A 23,102-nucleotide genomic window follows, 5' to 3' on the forward strand; every position below is an offset into this window, starting at 1 on the left:
CATCAGACTCCCATCACCAGTATCAACGTGGCGCAGACGCAGACGTACAACGCGCCTTCGAACAAGGCCTCATGCCAGACGAACTGCAGCACACCGAAGCGCCGCAGCACCCAGTCCAGCAGCAGGAAAATCGGCAAACCCAGCAGCAACGCCTGGGCAATCGGGGGCAGATAGGCGCCACCCACTTCCAGATCAATGGGCAAGGACAGGGTCTCCTTCAATGGCGGAGGGTTGAAAGTAGCCGCGATAACGCTCGACGAACGACACCACGATCAACAGCGCCACGCGCATGCGGAACACCGACCACAAACGCTCATGGACATCGGTATGCAAGGCATCCAGTTCGTCGCCCAGGGCGTGCAGGCTATCGAGCACCTGTACCACTTCGACCCCGGGCCGGCCGGCGACCAGCCTGCCCGTTTCCCGGACGGTGGAAAACAGGCGACTTTGCAGATCCGGACTCAACAGTGCGTTGTTCTGCCCCTGCTGCCTGAGCTGATTCATGGCAATCCCCAGTGCCATGCAGGCCAGGCTGACTTGAAAGCGCTCACGGGATTGTGGCTCCTGCGTTGCCGGCAGCAGCCCCAGCATCATGGTCAGGCGATCAACCATGCGGCTCTCGAAAGCAAACTGCTGTTCATCGGTCGGCGCGGTTTTCAGCAAGGCGTACACCTGCTCGCAGTTCTCTTTATAAAGCCGTCTCATGCGCAAATCCGGCCTGAACGGAAAGATCAGCGCATAGACGCTCAACGCCAGCACGGTCGCGCAGGTATAGGCCCCGGCAAATTCGAACCACTGGATCGCGGTGTTTTGACCGATCCCCACATTCAACGGACCAAGCAGCAGAAACGTCGTGAGCCCCAGGCCAATGCCGGTGCCTGTCGTGGCCGGACTGGCCAGCCCCACAGCAACGGCATAGAGCAAGGGCGCCAACAGCAAGGCAAGCATCTCGAAATTGCTGATCATCGGCACGAACATGAACTGCAGGAGCGCCGAGGCCACCAGTGCCAGCCCGAAGCCCCTCGCGTAGCTTTGCACGGCCAGCAGCGGCCTTGGAAAGGTCGACATCAGCGAGCAAAGGATACCCACCAGCACCATCCCACCTCGCGCACCGTCCCAGCCGGTTTCGATCCAGATCAGGCCGCAAATCAACAGCGCGGAAAAAGCCCGGATGGCATTCATGGTCGCCAGGGTGAAGTCCAGGTGCAGCGGATTTTCCCGCCCGCGAAACACGCTGCTGGCCGGTCGCCCGCTCTGGATGGCATCACTCAATTCCAGAATCTGCTCCAGCTGTTGCAGCAGGCGAGCCTGTTCCCAGCGCAACGACCAGGCCAGCGAGCGCAAGGTGGCCGGCAACGGCTCGGTCAATTGTTCGGCTCTGTAGGCCAGTTCATCGAAGCGTTGTTGCAACGACGTGAAATGATGGCGCTGTTCACTGGACAGCGAACGCCCCTGCTGCGCCAGTTCATCGAGAAAGGCCAGTTCTTCGGCGCGTATCCGTTGAATTTCCTCAGGCAACTCGCCCTCCCAGCGCTCGGTCAACAACAGCCGCTGATGGCGCAGGGCGGTCAACCGCGCGGTCAACAACACCAATTGGTTGCCCAAGAGTTGCACCAGGCCGTTGGCACTGCGCAACCGCGGCGCATCGAAGTACATGTGCCGGCGCACGCCCTCCAGGCCGCTGATCTGGCCCAACAGCTGCATTTGTCGCTGCTGGAAATCGGCTTCGCTCTCTTCGGTGCGCAGGACGGCGCTGGCATGGGTGGCCAGCAACCGGATGATCTGGTCGATCCTGGCGAAGTAGTCACGGGCCACGGTTTCCGGCCTGGCGGTCAGCAGGCTGACCAGACACACGCAGGCCACCGCCAGCAAGGTCTCGGTGACGCGGGTCACCGCCAGCAGAAACATGCCGTCCTGATCCGGCACCGCCAGCAAGGCCACCACCACGGCGGTGTAGCCGCTGAGGACAAACGCCTGGGAACTGGTATAGCGCAACAAGGTGCCACCGGCAGTGCACAACGCCAGCCACAATGCCAGGGTGGTAATGAACGGCAGCGGAGCCTGGGGAAAGATCGCCATGATCAACACCGCCACGGCTGCGCCCAACGTGGTGCCGATCACCTGGCCAAAACTGCGGGCCAGCACCATGCCCCCCAGTGGCTGGCTGATGATGACCACGGCCATGATCGACCACTTGGGCTGGTCCAGATCGAACAAAAACGCCAGGTACAGGGTCAATAACCCGGCTGCGATGGTTCGCAAGGCAAACAACAGCACCCCGGGGCCGGGGTTGAGCATCGCCTTGAAGTATTGCAGTAGCGCTTGCATGGGAAAGCCTGTCGGACTGTCTCCAGCAAGCGTAGTCATTTGTGCGGCGCCTCGACAGGAATCCCTGCCGAGGCGATGTTCAGGTTTATTGGTTGGCCCGCTCGCCGCTCAGAGGAAAAGTAATGCCTGTACTATTAGTTGCTGCTTTCTGCATCGGAAGTTTAACATTTGAACCATATTTAGGAGTGCTTAGTGCAACACTTCTGCCGATGGCCGCTGGGTTAGGGATGAAATTCCTTTTAGCGTCATAAGCGCCTAGTATTTTTTCAGGAGGAATGTCATTTGGGTAGTTGATTTCGTAGGCCTTTTTCTTATGTTTTGAACCGGGATTAGTTGCCAACTCTTGATTGTAATACATGTGAAAACCGTCTATATCTCGACCATCAACGACATACGTATACCCTCCTTTTTTACCCCCATAATAAAACGCCCCCTCTTTACCTCCCTCATAATAAGCAGAAGTTGATATCCCCTTCCCGTCCAGACCAAGTGCATTTGCATCTCCGCCAAAACCACCCTGCATTCCATTAATCTGCTTTATATCCGTATATTCCTTGCGTAACTTGAAGCCTTCCTTGAAAATTTCGCTTGGCGGGCGCATATCCCCTCGCATGACGACCCCCCTATACATATAACCCTTTGATGGCCCAGCAAAATACGTCACCCCCGTGCTATCCATTAATTTCTGCGCCACCTGCGGCCCACGATTCAATCGCATAAACCTGTTTGCAGTTCGATAACTTATAAACTTCCAGTCAACCTTTGAAAGTATTTCCAGGAAATCCTTCTCCACAGGAGCGACCCATCCGGGCATTTTCTTTACTGCTTCCAGAATGGGATTTTTTGGGGGTTTTATCGGTAAATATTTAGCTACATCATCCGACACACGCCCTGACGAAGCCATCCGCTCGATTACTTCATTGCCAATTTTTTTGTATGAAGACTTGGGAATAGCTTTACCAGTCACTTTCCCTATAAATGGCCCGACAAGTTCGAAAATGGCTCCACGCAACGCATTGGCCTTGTGTTGGGCTGCCAGGCCCGGATCGTCCTCCAGTTCACCTCGTACAAAAGTTGCCGCTGCCGAGCCAACGCCGAACAACATCGACAGTCCCGCTGCTACAGCACCAGGGCCAGGAATAAATGCGGTGCACATCGACAGCATGGCAAGTGCATCGGATACGAAGTTCAACATGGCATCTGTTATGCGCTCGGCTGTGGTTGAGGTCAACATGTCTATGGCAGCCTTGACCTGATCACCTTGTCTTTTGAAAAGCTCCTCATAAATCGGTTCGACATCACTGTCTTCCCATCCAAACAGAATAGGCTCATAGGGTAACTTCCCGTCTATCTTTTGTGAGAAATGCAAAGGAAGGTTAAACAAGCCAAGAAAATCAATTGGTTTCGGTTTTAATTTTTCAGGATCGATAAAACCAAGACTATACTTGAAGTCATATTCGTCCCGCCCCAAAAGTTCATTCACAGCAATTCGCATGGACAAATTACCTCGCAACTCTGGAAACTCTTCGATTGACTTCGTTCTTTCTCTCAATTCTGGAGGGTGCTCGATCACCGTGCTGTTCCCACCCAAAAAAACGAACAACCCTCCCGTACGACTCCCGTCGTGCAAAAAAACAGCGTTACTCACTTTGTCAGGGTTACTGAGAGCACCATCACGAATCGAGATCGTTCGCGCCTTGATCTTGCCTTCAAGAAATTTCTTTGCAATATCCATATTTTGCGCTGAGCCCTTACCTTCCCGCAGGAATATTTTCAGGGCGCGCTCCAGTTCTTTTTGCTTGCCAATCTTCCAAAAATCGAAAACACCTGGCTGTGAAAATACTTCCTGCGACTGCTCCTTGTACAACTCCTGAAAGTTCATCCCGTCAACCTGTGCAATAAACTGCGACGTGTAACGATCAGGCCACGATATGAAAATTGATTTGCCCGCAGCTTCTTTTTTATGTTGCCCCGCAAATAACTGTGCCAGATCAAACTCTTTGTTAACAATCTCTGTAGGCCCGTGCGCCACTGCCAACGCTCGAAACTGAACTTTGAATTTGGTTTTATAATCCAGCGTTGACTTTATGTCCTCCGGCAGATTCGAACCAGCGATGGTGTCCTTGATGACTGTCCGTATAAAAACTGAAGGATCGGAAACCTTTTGCAGACCTTCAAGCGCATTGATGAAGCTCTCAGCTGCCTGACCAATCGTCATGCCAGGCGCTATTTCCTCGTCCGAGCGACCTGGTGCGCGAGCGTTTAATGAGTGTTGTCCCGCCTCGATTAGCCAACGAGCAGAAGCATGTGCGTATACGCCTTTTTCATTTACTTGTATTTTTGCTTCAATGTAAGGCAAACCGCCCAGGCTTCGCTTCCTGCGCACGCCACCATGGATGTCATCAGTTTCCACCTGAGCTGAAGCATGCTCCGTGGTTGAACCTCCTCCTGAATATTCCTCGAATTCTTCGAACTCCTCGTGAGCATCGGCAGCCGCCAACTGGATAATTTCTTCGAGATAATCCTGGTAAGTTACATCGGCACTACCGTGGACGGCCTGCTTTAAAAGCGCCTCGATATCGTCTATCAGCTGTGGATCGTCGCCCGGATCAAGATAGTCGGATTCGCTGATACGCTGTAGAACCCTATCTGCAAAGTCTGGCTGTTCATCAAGGAGCTCAGTGATGCCCTCTATTGTATTTTCATGAACAACGAATGCTTCATCAGGTTCAAAGTCAGGTTTCGAGTTCGATTGTCTTGCTTCGGCAGTTTCGTCATTGGCAGGCAGATGCCAACTGATGTAAAAGTTGCTGATCGCCACGTAGGCAGCAAAGGCTCCTGCGGGAACGAGCGGATTGCGCTCTATCAAGTCTCCCGTTCGGCTCAGGACCGCGACGCCCGTGCTGAGCAACCGCCCACTCATTGCACTCAGCCAATTGCCCAGTTGATTTCCCAGTGCGTCCATGTCGGGCATACGGGACCAGAGTGAATCGGATGGCAGAGCTTCGGTTGTCGGGCTGTAGACTTTTTCATTCAGCAGAACTTTAACCTCTTCAAACTCTACGGCATAAGCGCTGTTCCAGGGCGTAATGCTGTTGATGGCCCGGGTTAAAACGCCGTCCAACTGCGCAGCAAACTGTTCGAACGAATGGGAGGCGGCATCGGGTTGATGTCCCGACAAATCAGCCGAGGATGCCGGCAGATCTTCGGTTGCCCCCCTGCTCGTCTGGTCGTCTTGTGTCGAAGCGGGTCGACCGATTGCAATATGCCTGCTGTCCAATCTCAACGCCCCGAACGAATCCAGCACATTGCAGACCCACAAAAGCCTGGCAGCAAAACCCTCGGGAATGCTCGAGCCTTTTGTGCTGACGTTCAAGTAAAAGTCGGCGTTGCGCTCGAATGCCTGCAAGGTCGATAGCAGAGGCGTGGACTTCTCGGTGGTTGGCTTTGCATCTTGCGCGGGTTCCGATGAGTTCATCGGCGTTGAAAATGAATTCGGTGGCTCGAGCGGGCTTTCCAACCAGCGGGGGTCGATCAGCCACTCCTGCCAAGTCTGTTTATACTCTTCAGCAGGTTCAAGCTGATTGCAGATCGCCTCGACCTCTATCGGAAAGCGGTTCGGCCACCGCACTCGCTCGCTTTGTTCCGGCTTGCGCAGTTCATCAAGGAACTTGACCAACTGCTGATGCGCGTCCTTGGGAGAAGGCCGAACAACGCACGCGTCTTCAAGCATCATCAGGGCGCTTTTGAGCACGCTTTCACCTGAAGGACGAATATAGCTCCGGGCTTGCTTTGTAATTTGCTTGAAAGCCGCCCACTGGGAGTCTGTAAGCAACTCGTTGTTTGCGATTCGTTCATTCAGCAGCGCTGTTGAACGATCCAGCTGTGACTGGATAAAGCCCGTCACCCGCTCGGTGTTTTGTCCACTCGTAAGCCCAATGTTTTCACCCAGCTCCAACTGCCATTGGCCGGGCGGCAAATGACAAACCACATCAACTATATCTTTCAAACGATTGTCGGTCCTCGATCCCAATGGTCGGATAAAACGTAACATTGCGTCTGCAAATAGATCGGCAATGGCTTGGCCTGTGTTCGTTTGCAAAATACCGCTTCTCAGAACAGCTAGTATTTCTTGCTCGGTAAGAGACGCCGTCTGCAATTGCGCCTTGAGTTCTGACCACTGCTGTTCGAGATCATCCTGACTGGTGAAGCGATCTTCGAAGGCGTTGCGCGCGAGCATTGGGGGTGGAATATCGACATTAGCGCCCGTGGACCTTGCAGGTGCACGACCGGACTTGTGCAGAACCAGGGGCGTGTTCTCGGTATGCCGGACCTCGTCGGAAACCAACGTTCGCTTCTTTTGATCGCAGGTTGAAGAAGTTGTGGGTGACGCATGTCTGATGCTTGTGACGCTAGGAGGGAGAGGCACTCGGGATTTTCCGTTTCAGCTGACTCAGTCGTCTCGAGCTTAAGCACTGTCACGGTAAACAACTTGTAAAAAACGCTACTGAACCGCCCACCAGGAACATGGCGACGGCAACTCAGAGCCACGCAGGTTTGACTCCCTTCCCGGACTGATCGAAGCTGGCACTCTTTTGCTGATGCCTCATCTTCCGGATTTTTGCATGCCCCAGTCCCGCCGCTATCTGTTTATCAGCCTCTTCGCCCTGCTCGTCATCGGCCTTGCAGGGTTTTTCCTGCGCGATACCACGCCAGTGGTTCCCGAAGCCATCAAACACGGTTACAGCGAAGCGCTGGCAGCGGCCCGGGGTGGTCAACCCGGTGCCGCGCGGGTGCTCTATCAGCAGTTGGGGCGTCCGGACCTGTCCCCCAAGCGCCGTGTCTGGCTGCATGCCGAGCTGCCCAATTATCCAAGCTCGGTGGCCCTGAAACTGGCGGATGCCGACTTGCAGAACGAGTCGCCCGAAGTGCGCATCGCCGCGATCAGGAGCATCAGCGCCCTGGTACCGAACGGCCAGCGCAGTCTTTTGCTGGGGCCATTGCTCGACGACAGCGAACAGAACGTGCGGCTGGCGGCAATCAATGCGCTGCTGGGCTTGTCCCCGGATGAACTCGGCTTGTATTTCGGGCCGCTGGAGCAAGCCATCGATGCCTGGGAGCTGGTGCTCAAGAGCGAACCGCAAAGCGCGGAAAACCAATACCAGCTGGCCCGATTGCACCTGCACAACGCCGAACTCAAGGAGGCGCAACAGGCACTGGACAACACCCTGCGCCTGGCGCCGGACAACCTGCCGGCGCTGGTGCTGCAAATCGAAGTGCTGGACAAACAGGGCCAGAACGACGCCGCCCGGCAGCTATTGGCCAGGCAACTGCAGGCACAGCCCAACTCGGCCTATCTGCAACATGCCCTGGGGCTCTGGCTACTGCATCACGACCAAAGCGAATTCGCCCTGCTCGGCCTGTCCAGGGCCGTTGAGCTTGAGCCCGATAACCGGGATTACCGCTACGACCTGGCGACCACGCTGCGCGGTGAGCAGGAACTCGAAGCGGCGCAGATACAGTTGCAGGAAATCGTCCAGCGCCATCCGAACGATCGCAAGGCACGGGTGCTGCTGATCAACTATTGGAAGGAAAGCGGGCAGTTGCAAAACGTGCAGATCCTGACGGCCCAGCTCGAGCAGATGAACCCTGATGATCCGTCGTTGCAACAGGGGCTTTAAAAGCAAAAGATCGCAGCCTTCGGCAGCTCCTACAGGGTAGGTGCAGGAGCTGCCGAAGGCTGCGATCCTTTTGCGTTAAAAAAGGTTGAACGCTCGTCCGGGCCAGGGGTCAAGTGAAAAGGCAGCCCGTTGCGGTACTTCCAATTGGCTGCCTCATTGCTCCTGGCCACGAGAGGACACTTATTTGTCTCTAACCAACGAATTGAACAGTACCAAGGCGGCCACCGGTATCGAAGGCCTGGACGATATCCTCGATGGAGGATTGTCCCGCGGCCATGTGTTTCTACTGGAAGGCGAACCGGGAACCGGCAAGACCACGGTGGCGCTGCACTTCCTGTTGGCCGGCGCGCAAGCCGGCGAGCGCTCGTTGTACATCACGCTGTCCGAGACCGAACGCGAGCTGCGCCAGGGCGCCTTGTCCCATGGTTGGGAGATGGATGACAACGTCCACATCTTCGAGCTGACGCCTCCGGAAAACCTGCTCAATGCCGAACAGCAGCAGACGCTGCTGTATTCCTCCGACCTTGAACTGGGCGAGGCCACCCGGCAGATTTTCGAAGTGGTCGAACGGGTCAAACCGACCCGCGTCGTCCTGGACAGCCTTTCCGAAATTCGTCTGCTGGCACAAAGCTCGCTGCGCTATCGCCGGCAGATCCTGGCCATCAAGCATTATTTCGTGCGTTATGACGCCACGGTCCTGCTGCTCGACGACCTGACCACCGAGTCACTGGACAAGACCGTGCACAGCGTCGCCCACGGCGTGATTCGCCTGGAAGAGTTGACGCCCAATTATGGTGCCGAGCGACGGCGCGTGCGCGTGGTGAAGTACCGCGGCCAGAAATACCGGGGCGGCTTTCATGACTTCACCATCACCAGCGACGGCGTGCATGTATTTCCGCGTCTGGTGGCCGCCGAACATCGCGGTCAATACCTGCGCCAGCAATTGACCAGTGGCATCCGGGAAATGGATGCGCTGCTGGGCGGCGGTATCGAAACCGGGTCCAGCACCTTGATTCTCGGTCCGGCCGGGACCGGCAAATCGCTGATCTCCATGGTGTTCGCCGCCGCGGCGGTGGCCCGGGGTGAAAAAGCCGCGTTGTTCATCTTCGATGAAGAGCTGGGGTTGCTGTACGAGCGCATGAAGAACATCGGCATCGATTTGCAGACCCTGCAAGACAGCGGCAATCTGCTGGTCGAACAGGTGGACGCCGCCGAGCTGTCTCCCGGCGAGTTCTCCCACCGGGTCCGGCGCTGTGTCGACGAAGGCAATATCAAGACCGTGGTGATCGACAGCATCAATGGCTATCAGGCGGCAATGCCGGAAGAGAACGCCCTGGTGCTGCACATGCACGAGTTGTTGCTGTACCTCAATCGAAAAGGCGCCGCGACCTTCATGACGGTGGCCCAGCATGGCCTGGTCGGCGACATGCAGGCCCCGGTCGACATCACCTACTTGGCCGATACGGTGATCCTGCTGCGTTACTTCGAAGCCCTGGGCAAGGTACGCCGGGCCATTTCGATCATCAAGAAACGCACCGGCAGCCATGAATCGACCATCCGTGAATACCGTATCAGCGCCCAGGGCATGACCATCGGTGAACCGCTGGAAGCCTTCCAGGGCGTACTGCGCGGGGTGCCCACCTATCTCGGGGCCAGCAACCCCTTGCTTGCGGAAGATATCCGGTGACTGCGCTGCTGGCGACACCCGAGCGCACCCTCATCCTTGCGCCGCGAGGGCGTGACAGCCAGATTGCCTTGATGATGCTCAACGAAGCCGGGTTTCACGGGGTGATCAGCCAGGACCTGCCCGGACTGTGCGCCGAGTTGGAACTCGGTGCCGGCCTGCTGCTGATTTCCAGCGAAGCGCTGCTGGGCAGTGATCTCGAACCGCTGATCCGGCTGATTGAACAGCAGCCCGCATGGTCGGACCTGCCGATCGTGTTGATGACGCACCATGGCGGCCCGCAACAGAATCCGGCATCCCGTTTCGGCCCGCAATTGGGCAATGTCACCTTCCTCGAACGGCCCTTTCACCCGATCACACTGATCAGTCTGGTCACCACCGCCTTGCGCGGACGACGACGACAGTACGAGGCCAGGGATCGGCTGATCGACCTGAGCCAGAGTGAACTGCGCCTGCAAAACACCCTCGAAACCCTTGAGCAGCAGGTGGAAGAGCGCACCGCGCAACTGCGTCACAACGAAGAGGCGCTGCGCCAGTCGCAGAAAATGGAAGCCGTCGGCCAGCTCACCGGCGGCATCGCCCATGACTTCAACAACATGCTGACCGGCATCATCGGCAGCCTGGAATTGTTGCGTCGACGCCTGGCCCGGGGGCGTACCGAAGATCTGGACAGTCTGATCGACCTGGGGGTGACCTCGGCCAACCGCGCGGCGGCCCTGACTCACCGCCTGCTGGCGTTTTCCCGCCGCCAGTCGCTGGATTCCAAACCCGTTGAGATGAATGCCCTGGTGATCTCCATGGATGAACTGCTGCAACGCAGCATCAACGAAAGCATTCGCCTGGACATGCAACTCGATGAGCAACTGTGGGTGGCTGAAGCCGACCCCAATCAACTGGAAAGCGCCCTGCTCAACCTGGTGATCAACGCCCGCGACGCCATGCCCAATGGCGGCAGGCTGGTGGTCTCTACCTCGAACCGGCACCTTGACGAGGACTTTGCTCAGTCCCAGAGCAATCTCGATGCCGGTGATTACGTCGTGCTCAGCGTCACCGATACCGGTTGCGGCATGGCGCAAAGCATCGTCAACCGCGCCTTCGACCCGTTCTTCACCACCAAGCCCATCGGCCAGGGCACCGGGCTGGGTCTATCCATGATCTACGGCTTCAGCAAGCAGTCAGGCGGTCACGTCGTCATCCACAGCGTCGTGGGCGAAGGCACCACGGTGAGTCTGTTTCTGCCACGCTTCGGGGGCGACCTGCCTCAGGAGCATCCGGTCAATGTCGAACACTCGCCCTTCGCCAACAATGGCGAGACGGTATTGATCGTCGAGGACGATCCGGCGGTGCGGGTGCTGGTCAGCACGGTGTTGAGCGACTTGGGATATGCCTTCGTCGAAGCCTGTGATGGCGATAGCGCCGTGCCGATACTCGATTCGACCCAGCGCATCGACCTGCTGATCAGCGATGTCGGCCTGCCCGGCATGAATGGCCGGCAACTGGCGGAAATCGGCCGGCAGTTGCGGCCCGACCTCAGGGTGCTGTTCATTACCGGCTACGCCGAGCACGCCGCCGTGCGCGGCGGGTTCCTCGATCCGGGCATGCAGATGATCACCAAGCCGTTCACCTTCGATCTGTTGACGGCGAAGGTGCGGGAGATGATCAGCGCCTGAATGCTTACGAAAGCATGTCCTGCATCAGTTCCTGCAATTTATCCAGATCAAATGGCTTGTCCAGGATCGGCGCCTTGCGCGTGATCGGGCTATCGGTCTCACGGATTTCCTGGGCGTAGCCGCTGATGAAGATCACCTTGAGTTCCGGTCGCAGCTTCACGGCGGGTTCGGCGATCTGCACGCCGGAGATTCCACCGGGCAGGCGGAAGTCGGTGATCATCATGTCCAGGTGGGGTTTGCTCGCCAGGATTTCAAACGCCTGTTCGCCGTTTTCGGCCTGCAATACGCGATAACCCTCGCCCGACAGGTAAGCGGACAGCACCATCAGAATCGAGGGATCGTCCTCGACAACGAGTACTACGTCTTGTGCATCTTCGCTCATGGGAAGCCTTTGTTCGGTCAATTGCTGCTGATACGACCGTGGGGTCGATCAGAGGTTGCGTTTATCTGGCTGTTTTCCTACAGCGGCAGACAAACGCGAAACAAGGCGCCTTCGCCAATCCGGCTCTGGACGGTGATTGTACCGCCATGGGCGGTCACGATCTGTTCTGAAATAAACAATCCCAGGCCCAGTCCGGCGACGGCCTGCCTGGCCGATACGCGCTCGAACTGCTGGAATATGCGCGTCTGGTTTTCTTCGCTGATCCCGATCCCCTGGTCGCGCACGTCTACCAGCGCCTGGCCTCCTTCACTGTATACCTTCACCGTGACCGGGCTCTTGGCTCCGTAGCGCAAGGCATTGGTCAACAGGTTGGATATGACCTGCTCAATCCGAAATTCATCCCAGTTTCCGATCACCGGTTGCTCGGCATCGAGGGTGACCGACGTTTCGGCGGCGTCGATCTGCCGTGAAAAGTTGTGCAGCAAATCGCGAACCAGCGTCGAAAGATCGAACCGCGTCGGCCGGATCGACAGCTTGCCGGTGCGAATGCGCGAGACATCGAGCATATCCTCGATCAAGCGAATGAGGCTTTTGATCTGCCGCTCGTCGCGGTCGACCATGGCGTGCATCTTGTCCAGGGTGAAGGCGGCGGCATTGTCGCGGGCCAGGTGCATCTTGCGCAGCTGGGTTTCAAGGATCAGGCCGTTGAGCGGCGTGCGCACTTCGTGGGCGACGATGGACATGAAGTCATCGCGCATGCGCACCGCCTGCTGCAGTTCCAGCTGGGTATTCTGCAGTTGCTCCAGCAGGGCTTCCTGTTCGCGACGACTTTGCTCAAGGGCCAGCACTTGCTCCTTCATCGCCTTGCTCTGGCGATACAGGTCGACGAACACATTGACCTTGCTCTTGACCGCGTGGATGTCCAGCGGTTTGTGCAGGAAGTCCACGGCACCGCTTTCGTAGCCCTTGAACGCGTAGTTCATTTCACGCCCGGCGGCGCTGACGAAAACGATCGGGATGTTCTTGGTTTTTTCGGTGCCGCGCATCAACTCGGCCAGCTCGAAGCCATTCATGCCCGGCATCTGCACATCGAGGATGGCCATGGCGAATTCGTGTTGCAACAGCAGTGACAAGGCTTCGTCGGCGGACAGCGCCTTGTACACAATCCGGTCCTCACGCTTGATCAGCGCTTCGAGCGCCAGCAGATTTTCCGGCAGATCGTCGACGATCAGCAGTTTGGCCTGGATATTACTCAGCATGCGATTCGTTCCAGCTCGACAAGCAAACGGCCGATGCCGCGTACAGAAAGTATGTGGTCTGGCTGATGCATATCCAGCGCAGCCTGGGGCATGGTGGCGACCTGAGCCTCTTGCGGGTCTTGCACGATGGTCATGCCACCGTTCTGTTTGACCTGGGCCAGCCCGCGCGCGCCATCGCGGTTGGCGCCTGTGAGCAAGACAGCAGCAAGCCCGGTGCCGTAGGCATCGGCAGCCGATTCGAACAGGTAATCGATGGCGGGTCGCGAATGATGCACTCGAGGCTCCAGGCTCAGGGAAAAGCTGCGGTCCCGCTCCACCGACAGGTGATAACCGGGCGTGGCGAAATACAGCGTGCCGGCCTCGACTGCGGTCTTGTCGCAGGCCTCCAGCACCGGCATGGCAACCCGGCGGGCAAACACATCCGCCAGCTGGCTGCGGCGTTCGTCCGGCAGGTGCAGCACGACAATGATCGGCAACGCAAAACCTTCGCGCAGCGGGCCGAGGATGTTCAACAGCGCCTCGACGCCACCGGCGGAGGCACCGATCACGATCGCTTCGACAGCTGGCAGGCTCGTTGCACTGTTCATGTTTTTCGATAGATCCGTTCTTGTTTGACCAGCGGCTCGAATTCATCGCCAAAAGCCGAGAAATCCGGGGTTTCCTTGCTGCCCAACACCAGGAATCCGCGATGGCAGAGGGACTCATGAAACAGTCCGAACGCCCGATCCTGGAGTTTTTTATTAAAATAAATCAATACGTTACGACATGAAATTAATTGAGTTTCGGAAAACACACTGTCCGTCGCCAAGCTGTGATCGGCGAAGGTCACGTTCTCGCGCAGTGTCTTGTCGAAAATCGCGTACCCATAGGCCGCCGTATAGTAGTCGGCAAACGAACACTGGCCACCGGCCTGCTGGTAATTAGCAGTGTAGGCGCGGACGTTCTCCATCGAGAAAATCCCTTGCTTGGCTTTTTCCAGGGAACGCGGATTGATGTCGGTCGCGTAGATGATGGTACGGTCGAGCAAGCCCTCTTCGCGCAACAGGATGGCCATCGAATACACCTCTTCCCCGGTGCTGCATCCGGCGATCCAGATCTTGATCGAGGGGTAGGTTCGCAGCAGCGGTACCACTTCCTTGCGGATGGCCAGGAAGTGCGAGGGGTCACGAAACATCTCGCTGACCGGGATGGTCAGCAATTGCAGCAATTGCATGAAAGCGGCCGGATCGTGCAGGACCTTTTCCTGCAACGCCGAGATGGTCTGGCACTCGAACTGACTCAACGCATGGTTGACCCGACGCTTGATCGACGCGCCGGAGTAATCGCGAAAATCGTAGCTGTACTTGAGGTAAATCGCCTCGATCAACAAGCGCAATTCGATTTCACTGCTTCGCTCCACTAGATGCGTTCCATCTTCGGTAACCACACGCGAATCAGCGAAAACAGGCGGTCCAGGTCGATGGGCTTGGCCAGGTAATCGTTGGCCCCAGCTTGCAGGCAGCGCTCCTGATCGTCCTTCATGGCCTTGGCCGTCACTGCGATGATCGGCAATTTGCGCCAACGCGGGACCTTGCGGATTTCAACGGTGGCTTCAAAGCCATCCATCTCCGGCATCATCACGTCCATCAACACCAGATCGATGTCCTCCACTTCATTGAGTCGTTCAATCGCTTCCCGGCCGTTGCGACCAATGACCACGATTGCGCCCTTTTGCTCCAGCGCGCTGGTGAGGGCGAAAATGTTGCGCACATCATCATCCACCAGCAGCACCTTGCGGCCTTCGAAGACCCGGTCGCGACTGCGGGCGACCTTGAGCATCTTCTGCCGATCATGGGACAACCGTGATTCGACTTTGTGCAGAAAAAGTGTCACCTCGTCCAGCAGCCGCTCCGGTGAACGTGCGCCCTTGATGATGATCGAACGCGAGTACTTGCGCAGTTCAGCCTCTTCATCACGGGTCAGGTTGCGCCCGGTATAGACAATGACGGGCGGAAAGGAGCAGATGTCTTCGGTGGACATGCGCTTGAGCAAGTCGTTGCCGAGCATGTCAGGCAGCTTGAGGTCGATGATCATGCAATCGAAGACCGACGTACGCAGCAGGTCGAGTGCCTCCTGCGCCAGGCCAACGGCGGTGATTTCTATGTCATCGTCGCCGATCAGGCGGGCAATGCTGTCGCGTTGCAAGTCGTCGTCCTCGACCAGCAGCACACGCTTGACCTTCTGGGTCAGCTTGGCCTCAAGGCGCGCAAATACGTCCTTGAGTTCCTCACGGGTGGTGGGCTTGACCGCATAGCCGATGGCGCCCATGTGCATCGCCGCTTCGACCCGGTCTTCGACCGAAATCACATGCACCGGGATGTGCCGGGTTTCAGCGTGTTCCTTCAGGCGTTGCAGCACGGTCAGGCCGGAATGATCCGGAAGCCGCATGTCCAGCAGGATCGCGTCGGGGATGAACGCCTTGGCCAGGTCGTAGCCTTCGTCGGCGCCATGGGCCACCAGGCATTGATAACCCAGCTCATGGGCAAGGTCGTAGAGGATGTGCGCAAAGTTCGACTCGTCCTCCACCACCAGAATGCAACGGCTGGTGAACGGCCCCTTGTGGCGATCGTCGTCGAAACGCGCAATGTCGACTTCGGCCACCGGTGGCGACAACGCGGGCGGCACTGCATCCGGTGCAGCCGCCACCGCAACGGCACGCATCGGTTCGACAGGCACTTCGCCCGGTTCCACGTACTGCTGCGGCAAGACCAGGGTGAACACACTGCCCTGCCCCGGTTTGCTGGTCACGCTGATGGAACCGCCGAGCAACGCGGCCAGATCACGGGAGATCGATAAGCCCAGCCCGGTGCCGCCGTAACGCCGGTTGGTGGTGCCATCGGCCTGACGGAAGGCTTCGAAAATGCTGTCGTGCTGATCCGCCTCGATGCCGATCCCGGAATCGCGGATGCTGAACGCGATGCCGTCATTCGGCGCCGCGGCGACGGACAGGCCGACGCTGCCGCTTTCAGTGAACTTCACGGCGTTGGACAACAGGTTCTTGAGCACCTGCTCCAGGCGCTGGCGGTCGGTGAACAGCATCGGCGGCGCGCCGTCGAGCAAATCCACCTGGAAATCCAGCTGCTTGTCCGTGGCCAATGGCTGGAACAGGCCGCGCAGGCCATCGACCAGGCGTGCCACGCTGGTGTTCTCCGGACGGATTTCCAGCTTGCCGGCCTCGACTTTGGAAATGTCCAGAATGTCGTTGATCAGGTTGAGCAAGTCATTGCCGGCGGAGTAGATCGACTCGGCGAACTTCACTTGCTCGGCCGTGAGGTTTTCTTCCGGGTTTTCCGCCAGCAGCTTGGCGAGGATCAACGAACTGTTGAGCGGCGTGCGCAGCTCGTGGGACATGTTGGCGAGGAATTCGGACTTGTACTTGCTCGAACGCTGCAATTCCAGCGCGCGCTCTTCGAGCTGGATCTGCGCCTGATTGAGTTCGGTGTTCTTCAGGTCCATGGCGTCGCGTTGCTCGGCCAGCACTTCTGCCTGCTCGGCGAGTTGTTCGTTGGTCTGCTCCAGTTCCACCTGCTGGGTTTCCAGGTGCGCCTGGGACTCCTTGAGCACCCGCGACTGTTCTTCGAGCTCTTCGTTGGCGGTCTTGAGCTCCTCCTGCTGCACCTGCAACTCTTCATTGAGCTGCTGGGTTTCGGCCAGCACTTCCTGCAGGCGCTGGCGATAGCGAGCGGCCTCGATGGACGTGCCGATGTTGCCGGCAATCAACTCCAGCAACGCGACATCGCGGTCATCCAGCGGACGCAGGAAACCCAACTCGATCACGCCATTGACCCGGTCGTCGTCGCTGGTCGGCACCACCAGCACACTGCGCGGCAAACCGTCACCGAGGCCGGAGCTGACCTTGAAATAATCCCCTGGCACCTCGTCCAGGCGAATCAGCCGCGCCTGCTGCGCCACCTGGCCGACAATGCCTTCATCGCTGTAAATCTGCTGATCCCGCTCTTCCTGTTCGCGGGAAAAACCGTAGCTGGCGATGCGTCTGAGACCGCCGTGGTCTTCCCGAACATAGATCGCCGCCACGGCGGTACCGAGGTACTGCGCGCAAAACTGCAGGATGTTGCGTCCCAACAGGTTCAGGCTCAACTGTCCCAGCACCTGCTCGGCGAGTTCGGTCTGGCCGTTGCGCAGCCAGGCCTGTTGCTCCAGGCGCTGGGCACTGGCCTGTTGGGCAGCGAGATTGACGCTGTAGCTTTGTGAAAGGCTGAGCAAATCGCGCCGCCCGACATACGCCAGCAAACCACTGACGCCGGCGATGAACAACAGATAGAGGCTGATGCTCCAGACCGTGGTGCGCCGCACCTCATCATTGCGCGTGGTGCGCAACTGTTGTTCGCTGTCGATCACCTCCTCGAACTGTTTGCGAATTTCATCGGTCAGGCGTTTGCCGCGCCCGGCCTTCACCACCGAGCGATAATCACCGCTGCTGCGCTGCAGATCGATCATCGATTGCGCATAGCTGGCCCACTCCTGTTGCAACGCCTGCAACCGCAGCAAGCGGTCGGTCTGCACCGGGTTGTCGGCAGTGAGCTCGAGCAAGGTGTTGAGGGCCACGGCAATCCGCGGCTTGGCGGTTTCGTAGGGATCGAGGAAATGCTCGTCGCCACTGAGCAGGAAACCGCGCATCCCGGTTTCCAGGTCCACGGTCAGCTTGACCGCTTCATTGGCGTTATTGATCACCCGGTCGGTGTGTTCCACCCACTGGATCGTCGACAGCAGATAGCTGATCAGCGAAACGAAGAACACCGCGCTGATAAGGCCCAGCCCCAACGGCAGGCTGATATTGCGGCTCAGGAGTTTACGAAATCGTTGCTCATCAACCGAGGACGCGGAGGTCATGGGGCAGGCCTTGTCGTACTATCAGAATGCAAGGAGTTTGCCCCAAAACTGGTACATGGATCCATTTTTCTGACATGTTTTCGCGCAAACTCCTACATTCCGCTGCGCCCACGCTAAACAGCGGGTTATCCTTGCTGACCTGCGTCGCCTGCTTTTTTGCGCCGCCTCGGGAACTTGTCTGGAGCTGCCACTTACTGATGCAAGAGGCCGGTGATTTCCAGCGACCGGCAATGCCAATCTTTTTCAGGAAGTCCACTATGTCATCCGCCAACGCCTCCACCATCCTCGTCGTCGAAGACGATGCCATCGTGCGCATGCTGATTGTCGACGTACTGGAGGAACTGGAGTTCAAGGTGCTGGAAGCCGACGGCAGCGAACAGGCGCTGGAGACGCTCAGGGACTCTAACCAACACATAGACCTGATGATGACGGATGTCGGCCTGCCGGTCATGGATGGCCGCGAACTGGCCAAGGAAGCACGTGTCTTGCGTCCTGCCCTGCCCATCCTGTTTGCCAGCGGTTATGCCGAAAGCATCGACGTGCCCGCCGACATGCACGTGATCGGCAAACCCTTCTCCATTGATCAGTTGCGCGACAAGGTAAAAAGCATTATCGGGTGACCTGGCGATCCACTGTGGTTTAATGCGCGCCGTTTTTGTCCCTGCCCTGTCTTCGCTTCAAGGAAATTCCGTACATGAGTGAGCCCCGCGCAACCAAAGTCCTGGTCATTGGTTACGTCTGGCCCGAGCCCCGCTCTTCCGCGGCCAGCGGGCATGTCATGCAGATTCTCGAGATTTTCCTGGAGCAAGGCTGGGATATCACCTTCAGTAGCCCGGCAGGTTTCGGCGAACAGCGCGCAGACCTGACGGCGCTGGGTATTCGTGAAGTACCCATCGAGCTGAACAACAGCAGTTTCGACGCATTCATCAGTGAACTGGCGCCGGACATCGTGCTGTTCGATCAATTCATGATGGAGGAACAGTTCGGTTGGCGGGTCGAGAAGTATTGTCCCGATGCCTTGCGCGTGCTGGAAAGTTGCGACTTGCAAAGCCTCAGGCAGGGTCGGCATCAACGCCTCAAGGAGCGCTTGAAGGCCAGTGAAGACAACAATGACTTCAGCGGCCTGTTCGCCCCGGCGTCGCGTGAAGAATTTGAACACATGGCCAATACCGATCTGGCCAAGCGCGAAATCGCCTCGTTTTATCGTTGTGATTTGACGCTGATGGTTTCCGAAGTGGAAATCGAATTGCTGGTCGAGCAGTTCAGAATTCCGCGCAACTTGCTGCACTGGTGCCCATTGATGGTCGATCTTCCGGCCGGCGCGCCAGTAGAGTACGAAGATCGCGCGCATTTTCTGCACATCGGCAACTTTCGCCATGCGCCCAACTGGGATGCCGTGCTCTGGCTGAAAACCGCGATCTGGCCGCTGATTCGCGCGCAGCTGCCTGATGCGCAGTTGCACATCTATGGCGCGTACACCCCGCCCAAGGCCACTGCCCTGCACAACGCGGCACAGGGCTTTCATGTGCTGAACTGGGCAGAAGATGCCTTGCAGGTGATGTCGAAGACGCGGGTGTGCCTGGCACCGCTGCGTTTCGGTGCCGGCATCAAAGGCAAGATCGTCGATGCGATGCTCTGTGGAACACCCAATGTCACCACGCCAGTGGGCGCGGAAGCCATGCACGATCAAGAGCCCTGGCCCGGTGCCATAACCCGTACGGCGCGCGAATTCGCCGACAGCGCCGTGCGGCTTTATCAGGACAAGGCGCAGTGGCTTGTCGCCCAGACCCAGGCCCGTCACCTATTGGCCAGCCGCTACCCGCAGTCCACCCATGGCCCTGCGTTGATCGAAAGGCTGATCGAATGCCAAAGGCATCTGCCACAGATCAGGCGCGATAACTTTACCGGCAGCATGTTGCGCCATCATCAACACAAAAGTACCCAGTACATGGCGCAATGGATCGAGGAAAAAAATCGCAATCAAGCATAAATTTTGTAGCGCTCGTCCATATCCCCATCAAAACGCCGACAGGATACTCACTGAATTCCGTCGGCGTTTTGCATTTCAGGGTGGCTAACCTATTCAAGGCACCGCGACGCTGTAGATAAGTAACACCCCTCCCTTTGTCACTGCGGATAGTTTCGGGCTGCCTGGAACCTGAAGCCTTCAGGTTGCCAGTGCATTCAGACAAAGGAACAATCATGACAGTCAAAAAAACGGAATTTATCTACAAACAGAACTGGATGAGCAACATCCTCGACGTAGACAGATTAAAACTCACCGATATTGTCTGGCCCTGCACCCATAACGCCGGCATGGACAAAAAAGCACCTGATTTTGATGATGTGACCGGTAACTGGACCACTTGCCAGAGCGATTCATTTGCCTGGCAACTGGCCAATGGCGCACGGGCCTTGGATATTCGCCTCGAATACGCGGAAGATCCGAAACCGGTTTTTCACTTTCAGCACAGTGGGCATCGCTCGGGTCGGGTACTGGACGAGTTGATCGAGGCAGTGCTGTCGTTTCTTGATCACAACCCGGATGAATTCCTCGTACTGGACTTTCATGAACTCAGGGATGGCGGCAAGCCTTTCGATTATAAGAAGCTCAACGACCAACTGGTGCGGCGTCTCGGGATGCGGGTCATACTTCCCGCCAACAGGTATGCCACCGTGGGCGAACTCAAGCGCTCCAGTACAAGTCGGCGAATTGTCATGGCAGCGCAGTTCAGGCCGGGTCTGGACGATAACTATTTCTGGCCGCGCATCCCCCACAAATGGCGCGACAGTGCATTCACCAGCTCCGGCGATCTGCGGACCCATATTGCGAAAACCCTGGAAGATGCGCCTTACGACACATTTTTTTGGTCATTGTCGGCAACTGCATACACGCTATTTGGCGGACCAAGGAATATCAAAGAAAAGATCAACGACTGGTTCAATACCACCGCAGACTGGGTGACGCGTTGCAGCATCATCAATACCGACTTTTTCGACACATCTGAAATTGTCCGTTACTGCTGGAGTGCGAGCAGCATGAAAGCTGTTTACGGCCTCTCACTGCACAAGACATGATCGAGGCGAGAAACAATAAAGTGCGCAGGACCGGCAATCGCTGGCCTGCCGCTACCGAACATCCCGTATGAAGTTGATGATTGACCGCGCGCGTCCCACCACAAAATACTTGATCGCCTTCAATCAACACTACTTTGGCGCAACTTGTTATTCATCAATCAATGCAAGGACGCATTAATGAACAATACGACCCGAAACGATTACGCACTCAATAACTGGATGAGCGCTACACCGGCAATCGATAACCTCTCGCTTGGTGAACTTACACTACCCGGCACACACAATGCGGGGTGCGACTGGCAAGCGAGCTATCCACTGATCCCCGGCGCGCACTGGCTGGCCTGCCAGCACGGTTCGTTCGCAGCTCAACTCAACAACGGTTCACGCGTACTCGATTTACGACTGGACTTTGACGGCCCGGCCATAGAGTTTGAAAAATTCCGATTCCAGCACAATGGCTATCGCTCATCTCGTAACCTGTTGGATTTATTTGCTGCAGTGAATCTGTTTTTACGCGATAACCCTGACGAGTTTGTGATTCTGGATTTTCATCAACTCAAGGACGGGGAACAATCGTTCGACTACGCACTCTTCAACGAGATGATGCTCCGTTATCTTGGCCAGAGAATAATCCCTACCGGCAATAGAGGCCTGCCACTTGGCGTGCTCAAGAAAATCAGCGGCAAGCAGCGAGTTCTGGTAACGGCCCAACAACATCCGGAGTTAAATCCCGACTGGTTCTGCAATAAAATCGAACACAAATGGAGCGGGATTGGCGACACCAGTGTCAAGGAACTCGAGCAGCACATCACGAACGTGTTGAGGGCGCCACCTCCGCGTACCAGCTTGTGGTCACTGTCCGCCACAAGCTACTCAATAGCTGGAGGCCCCGTCGATATCCATGATGAACTGGATAACTGGTTTGATCCCGCCTCCCACGACCGAAGCGAAAGGTGCAACATTATCAATGTCGATTTCATGGAGGAGTCGCAATTGGTTGCCTACTGCCGAAGCGCGAGCTTGATAAATGCCAGAAGAGCCAGAAAAGCCAGATAGTCGCGAAAGCCGAGAAGGCTCCGGTCAGGTTGCGCGACATCGACAACTGGCATTAGCCCCCCCACAGGAGGCATGATCAGGACGCGATAACAAGAAAAGTGCATCGACATGCCCCGTATTGCCAGAGTCACCGATCCTTCCTATGAGTTGATGGACGACCACAATGGTTTGTCCATCATTTACCGCCAGCATGGTTTCCCCTGCCCGCTGGTGCGCTGGCATTTCCACAAGGAATACGAGTTGCACCTGATCGTCGCCAGTTCCGGCAAGGTGTTCATTGGCGATTACATCGGCAACTTCTATCCGCAAACCCTGTTCCTGACGGGCCCCAACCTGCCCCACAACTGGATCAGCCAGGTGGCCGAGGACGAAGTGGTGCCCAAGCGCGACATGCTGGTCAACTTCACCGACGAGTTGTTCGACAGCGGCTATCAAGTGTTCGCCGAGCTCAAGACCCTGGCCCCCTTGCTGGAACGCGCGCAATACGGCATCGAGTTTCGCAGCAAGCACACCATTGTCCAGGCCATGCAGTTGATGCAGCGTATTGCCGATACCAGCGGCATGACCCGGCTCGGGCATTTTTTCATCCTGCTCGAATTGCTCGCCGCCACCGACGACTACCAATTGCTCTCCGGCGCCACGACGCCACAGTTGGCCGACGAGAACAACATCGATCGTACCAACCGTGCGGTGGATTACATCTTCGCCCATTACGGCCGGGAATTGCCGCTGGAAGAAGTCGCCGAACATCTGGGCATGAAACCCACGTATTTCAGCCGCGTATTCAAGCAGGCCACCGGACGCAATTTCATCGAATTCGTCAATCGCCTGCGCATCAGCAAGTCCTGCGAGTTGCTGGCCGATGGCGACAAACCGGTCACGGACGTGTGCTTCGAATCCGGCTTCAACAACATTTCCAACTTCAACCGGCGCTTCCAGCAGCTCAAGGGCATGACGCCTTCGCATTACCGGCGATTGGTGGTGCAGCGGTTGACCGAGCAAAACCTCGGGTAAAAATCAAAAGATCGCAGCCTTCGGCAGCTCCTACACCCTCCTGTAGGAGCTGCCGAAGGC

Annotated in this window: 16 protein-coding genes; 8 read left to right on the forward strand and 8 right to left on the reverse strand. The window is 57.1% G+C overall.

Annotated features, from left to right (window positions below):
• Window positions 1–2 precede the first annotated feature (2 nt).
• From AC07YV_RS23835 to AC07YV_RS23845, 3 genes are all read right to left on the reverse strand, one after another.
• On the reverse strand, window positions 3–203 hold the full coding sequence (locus AC07YV_RS23835) for a DUF1656 domain-containing protein (RefSeq protein ID WP_095966728.1): 201 nt from the start codon (window positions 201–203) through the stop codon (window positions 3–5).
• Window positions 193–2,328, reverse strand: coding sequence for an FUSC family protein (locus AC07YV_RS23840; protein ID WP_102701657.1), 2,136 nt, complete (start codon window positions 2,326–2,328; stop codon window positions 193–195). The genes AC07YV_RS23835 and AC07YV_RS23840 overlap by 11 nt, the downstream gene beginning before the upstream one ends.
• Window positions 2,329–2,413: 85 nt before the next feature.
• Window positions 2,414–6,676, reverse strand: coding sequence for a hypothetical protein (locus AC07YV_RS23845; protein WP_102701658.1), 4,263 nt, complete (start codon window positions 6,674–6,676; stop codon window positions 2,414–2,416).
• 277 nt (window positions 6,677–6,953) lie between these two features.
• Here AC07YV_RS23845 and AC07YV_RS23850 point away from each other — a divergent pair, with 277 nt between their 5' ends.
• The 3 genes from AC07YV_RS23850 to AC07YV_RS23860 all read left to right on the forward strand — a co-directional run bounded on the left by AC07YV_RS23850 (window position 6,954) and on the right by AC07YV_RS23860 (window position 11,363).
• The gene (locus AC07YV_RS23850; protein ID WP_102701659.1) at window positions 6,954–8,009 is read left to right on the forward strand and encodes a tetratricopeptide repeat protein; all 1,056 of its coding nucleotides are present in this window, start codon (window positions 6,954–6,956) and stop codon (window positions 8,007–8,009) included.
• A 184-nt stretch (window positions 8,010–8,193) separates the two neighbouring features.
• Window positions 8,194–9,696 (forward strand): ATPase domain-containing protein, encoded by a 1,503-nt coding sequence (locus AC07YV_RS23855; RefSeq protein WP_102701660.1) that lies wholly within the window; start codon window positions 8,194–8,196, stop codon window positions 9,694–9,696.
• Window positions 9,693–11,363: a response regulator gene (locus AC07YV_RS23860; protein ID WP_102701661.1), complete on the forward strand. Its 1,671-nt coding sequence runs from the start codon at window positions 9,693–9,695 to the stop codon at window positions 11,361–11,363. The genes AC07YV_RS23855 and AC07YV_RS23860 overlap by 4 nt, the downstream gene beginning before the upstream one ends.
• 4 nt (window positions 11,364–11,367) lie before the next feature.
• Here AC07YV_RS23860 and AC07YV_RS23865 read toward each other — a convergent pair whose 3' ends face one another.
• The 5 genes from AC07YV_RS23865 to AC07YV_RS23885 all read right to left on the reverse strand — a co-directional run bounded on the left by AC07YV_RS23865 (window position 11,368) and on the right by AC07YV_RS23885 (window position 17,894).
• Window positions 11,368–11,745, reverse strand: a complete 378-nt coding sequence (locus tag AC07YV_RS23865) for a response regulator (RefSeq protein ID WP_007970583.1) — start codon at window positions 11,743–11,745, stop codon at window positions 11,368–11,370.
• 77 nt (window positions 11,746–11,822) lie between these two features.
• Complete coding sequence (locus tag AC07YV_RS23870; RefSeq protein ID WP_102701662.1) at window positions 11,823–13,004, reverse strand: hybrid sensor histidine kinase/response regulator; 1,182 nt, start codon at window positions 13,002–13,004, stop codon at window positions 11,823–11,825.
• The gene (locus AC07YV_RS23875) at window positions 12,998–13,591 is read right to left on the reverse strand and encodes a chemotaxis protein CheB (RefSeq protein WP_102701663.1); all 594 of its coding nucleotides are present in this window, start codon (window positions 13,589–13,591) and stop codon (window positions 12,998–13,000) included. Before AC07YV_RS23875 ends, AC07YV_RS23870 begins: the two co-directional genes overlap by 7 nt.
• On the reverse strand, window positions 13,588–14,403 hold the full coding sequence (locus AC07YV_RS23880) for a CheR family methyltransferase (protein ID WP_102701664.1): 816 nt from the start codon (window positions 14,401–14,403) through the stop codon (window positions 13,588–13,590). Before AC07YV_RS23880 ends, AC07YV_RS23875 begins: the two co-directional genes overlap by 4 nt.
• Window positions 14,403–17,894 carry a response regulator gene (locus AC07YV_RS23885; RefSeq protein WP_102701665.1) on the reverse strand — a complete coding sequence of 1,164 codons (3,492 nt, stop codon included), beginning with the start codon at window positions 17,892–17,894 and terminating at the stop codon, window positions 14,403–14,405. The genes AC07YV_RS23880 and AC07YV_RS23885 overlap by 1 nt, the downstream gene beginning before the upstream one ends.
• Before the next feature lie 257 nt (window positions 17,895–18,151).
• Here AC07YV_RS23885 and AC07YV_RS23890 point away from each other — a divergent pair, with 257 nt between their 5' ends.
• The 5 genes from AC07YV_RS23890 (at window position 18,152) to AC07YV_RS23910 (ending at window position 23,042) form a co-directional block, all read left to right on the forward strand.
• The gene (locus AC07YV_RS23890) at window positions 18,152–18,514 is read left to right on the forward strand and encodes a response regulator (protein WP_102701666.1); all 363 of its coding nucleotides are present in this window, start codon (window positions 18,152–18,154) and stop codon (window positions 18,512–18,514) included.
• A gap of 74 nt (window positions 18,515–18,588) precedes the next feature.
• Window positions 18,589–19,884 carry a glycosyltransferase gene (locus tag AC07YV_RS23895; RefSeq protein ID WP_102701667.1) on the forward strand — a complete coding sequence of 432 codons (1,296 nt, stop codon included), beginning with the start codon at window positions 18,589–18,591 and terminating at the stop codon, window positions 19,882–19,884.
• A gap of 212 nt (window positions 19,885–20,096) precedes the next feature.
• Complete coding sequence (locus AC07YV_RS23900; RefSeq protein ID WP_102701668.1) at window positions 20,097–20,972, forward strand: phosphatidylinositol-specific phospholipase C domain-containing protein; 876 nt, start codon at window positions 20,097–20,099, stop codon at window positions 20,970–20,972.
• Window positions 20,973–21,149: 177 nt separating this feature from the next.
• Window positions 21,150–22,028: a phosphatidylinositol-specific phospholipase C domain-containing protein gene (locus AC07YV_RS23905; RefSeq protein WP_102701669.1), complete on the forward strand. Its 879-nt coding sequence runs from the start codon at window positions 21,150–21,152 to the stop codon at window positions 22,026–22,028.
• A gap of 108 nt (window positions 22,029–22,136) precedes the next feature.
• On the forward strand, window positions 22,137–23,042 hold the full coding sequence (locus tag AC07YV_RS23910; RefSeq protein ID WP_102701670.1) for an AraC family transcriptional regulator: 906 nt from the start codon (window positions 22,137–22,139) through the stop codon (window positions 23,040–23,042).
• The last annotated feature ends 60 nt before the right edge of the window (window positions 23,043–23,102 follow it).

This window comes from Pseudomonas sp. GW456-E7 (genome assembly GCF_059424105.1).

Excerpts from the sequence above, each read along its gene's own strand:
- AC07YV_RS23885 (WP_102701665.1), bottom strand. The coding sequence starts at position 17,894 with ATGACCTCCGCGTCCTCGGTTGATGAGCAACGATTTCGTAAACTCCTG.
- AC07YV_RS23895 (WP_102701667.1), top strand. The coding sequence starts at position 18,589 with ATGAGTGAGCCCCGCGCAACCAAAGTCCTGGTCATTGGTTACGTCTGG.
- AC07YV_RS23905 (WP_102701669.1), top strand. The coding sequence starts at position 21,150 with ATGAACAATACGACCCGAAACGATTACGCACTCAATAACTGGATGAGC.
- AC07YV_RS23875 (WP_102701663.1), bottom strand. The coding sequence starts at position 13,591 with ATGAACAGTGCAACGAGCCTGCCAGCTGTCGAAGCGATCGTGATCGGT.
- AC07YV_RS23850 (WP_102701659.1), top strand. The coding sequence starts at position 6,954 with ATGCCCCAGTCCCGCCGCTATCTGTTTATCAGCCTCTTCGCCCTGCTC.
- AC07YV_RS23910 (WP_102701670.1), top strand. The coding sequence starts at position 22,137 with ATGCCCCGTATTGCCAGAGTCACCGATCCTTCCTATGAGTTGATGGAC.
- AC07YV_RS23900 (WP_102701668.1), top strand. The coding sequence starts at position 20,097 with ATGACAGTCAAAAAAACGGAATTTATCTACAAACAGAACTGGATGAGC.
- AC07YV_RS23890 (WP_102701666.1), top strand. The coding sequence starts at position 18,152 with ATGTCATCCGCCAACGCCTCCACCATCCTCGTCGTCGAAGACGATGCC.
- AC07YV_RS23870 (WP_102701662.1), bottom strand. The coding sequence starts at position 13,004 with ATGCTGAGTAATATCCAGGCCAAACTGCTGATCGTCGACGATCTGCCG.
- AC07YV_RS23840 (WP_102701657.1), bottom strand. The coding sequence starts at position 2,328 with ATGCAAGCGCTACTGCAATACTTCAAGGCGATGCTCAACCCCGGCCCC.
- AC07YV_RS23865 (WP_007970583.1), bottom strand. The coding sequence starts at position 11,745 with ATGAGCGAAGATGCACAAGACGTAGTACTCGTTGTCGAGGACGATCCC.